Source organism: Lawsonibacter faecis (assembly GCF_014287675.1).
Lineage (GTDB): Bacteria > Bacillota > Clostridia > Oscillospirales > Oscillospiraceae > Pseudoflavonifractor > Pseudoflavonifractor faecis.
In genome coordinates, this window is sequence record NZ_JACOPQ010000031.1 from 1 (window position 1) to 2,189 (window position 2,189).

Here is a 2,189-nt window from a genome sequence, read left to right on the forward strand (position 1 = left end):
GTGGCCGCGCCGGTCACCGCGTCGCCGCCGGCGAACACGCCCTCGCGGGTCGTCGTCACGCCGTCGTCCTCCACCACCAGGCAGCCCTTCTTCGTCGCCTCCAGGCCCGGCGTTGTGGAGCGAATCAGAGGATTCGGGCTGGTGCCCAGGCTCATGATCACCGCGTCCACGTCCAGCACGAACTCACTCCCGGCTATCTCCACGGGACGGCGGCGCCCGCTGGCGTCAGGCTCCCCCAGCTCCATACGGATGCACTTCATGCCGACCACCTTGCCGCCGTCCCCCAGTATCTCCACCGGGTTCGTCAGAAGGTCGAAGTGGATGCCCTCCTCCTTCGCGTGGTGGACCTCCTCCACCCGGGCGGGCATCTCCGCCTCGCTCCGGCGGTATACCACGTGCACCTCCGCGCCAAGCCGCTTCGCGCAGCGAGCGGCGTCCATCGCCACGTTGCCCCCGCCAACGACCGCCACGCTCCTGCACTGCTTAATCGGGGTGTCGTACCCCGCCTTGTAGGCCTTCATCAGGTTGATGCGGGTCAGGTACTCGTTGGCGGAGTACACGCCGCTCAGGCTCTCGCCCGGTATCCCCATGAACATCGGAAGGCCCGCGCCTGACCCGATGAACACCGCCTCGTACCCCTCCTCGAACAGCTCGTCGATGGAGCACGTCTTGCCCACCACCGTGTCCGTCTCCACGTCCACGCCCAGGGCCTCCAGCTTCTTCACCTCGTTGGCCACAATCGCCTTCGGAAGACGGAACTCCGGGATGCCGTACACCAGCACGCCCCCCGCCACGTGGAACGCCTCGAAGAGGCCCACCTCGTACCCCTGCTTCGCCAGGTCGCTGGCGCAGGTCAGCCCCGCAGGGCCCGAGCCCACCACCGCCACCTTGTGCCCGTTGCTCTCAGGCCTCTTAGGCATCGCGTTCACGTTCTCACGGTACCAGTCCGCCACGAAACGCTCCAGACGCCCGATGGCCACCGGCTCCCCCTTGATGCCCCGCACGCACAGCGCCTCGCACTGGCTCTCCTGCGGGCACACACGGCCGCTCACCGCCGGCAGGGCGTTGGTGTCGGAGATTATCTCATAGGCCCTGGCAAAATCCCCCTCTGCCACCGCTCCGATGAACTCCGGAATGTGGATGTTCACAGGGCACCCGGCCACGCACTTGGGGTTCTTGCACTGCAGGCAGCGCCCCGCCTCCTCCACAGCCATCTCCGCCGTGTAGCCCTCCGCCACCTCCTTGAAGTTGTGGTTGCGCTCCTTCGGGTCCTGCTCCGGCATCGGCAGCTTCTTCGGATTCATATTAGGCATCTCTTTCTTCCTCCCCTTACTGAATCAGCTGCTTGCCCAGGGTCTCCAGGCGGCAGGCGTGGTTTTCCTTTGCCGCGGCCTCGTGCTCGCGGTACAGGCTGTTCCGGTTCATCAGCTCGTCAAAGTCCACCTTGTGCCCGTCGAAGTCGGGCCCGTCCACGCAGGCGAACTTCATCTCGCCTCCCACCGTCACCCGGCAGCCCCCGCACATCCCCGTGCCGTCCACCATGATGGGGTTCAGGCTCACCAGCGTGTGGATGCCGAAGGGCTCCGTGGTCCGGCACACAAACTTCATCATCGGGATGGGCCCGATGGCGATGACCAGGTCGTAGTTGTTCCCTGCCTCGATAAGCCCCTTCAGCTTGTCGGTCACGAAGCCCTTCTCCCCGTACGTCCCGTCGTCCGTCGTCAGGTAGAAGTGCGTGCACGCCGCCTTGAACTCATCCTCCAGTATCACGATGTCCCTGGACCGGAACCCCGCTATCACGTCCACCTCGTACCCTGCCTGGTGCAGGTACTTCGCCTGCGGGTACGCGATGGCGCAGCCCACGCCGCCGCCAACCACGCAGATCCGCTTCACGCCCTCCTCAATATGGGTCGGGCACCCCAGCGGGCCCACGAAGTCCTTAATCTCGTCACCAGCGTTCAGATCCCCCAGAAGCATCGTCGTCAGTCCCACCTTCTGGAAGATGATCGTGATGCTCCCCTTCTCACGGTCGTAGTCCGCAATCGTCAGCGGGATCCGCTCCCCCTCCTCGTCGATCCGAAGGATGATAAACTGCCCCGGCAGCGCCTTCTTCGCTATCTTCGCCGCCTCTACCTCCAGCAGCGTCACGCTGCTGTTCAGCTCCGCTTTCCGTAGTACCTTTGCCAACG

The 2,189-nt window shown here is 65.1% G+C and carries 2 protein-coding genes; both read right to left on the minus strand.

Annotation, left to right across the window (positions count from 1 at the left end):
- On the minus strand, window positions 1-1,313 hold a 1,313-nt coding region (gene gltA, locus H8S62_RS17740; protein WP_186920430.1), incomplete at its 3' end, for an NADPH-dependent glutamate synthase.
- Window positions 1,314-1,329: 16 nt separating this feature from the next.
- Complete coding sequence (locus H8S62_RS17745) at window positions 1,330-2,187, minus strand: sulfide/dihydroorotate dehydrogenase-like FAD/NAD-binding protein (protein WP_155152387.1); 858 nt, start codon at window positions 2,185-2,187, stop codon at window positions 1,330-1,332.
- Window positions 2,188-2,189 lie beyond the last annotated feature (2 nt).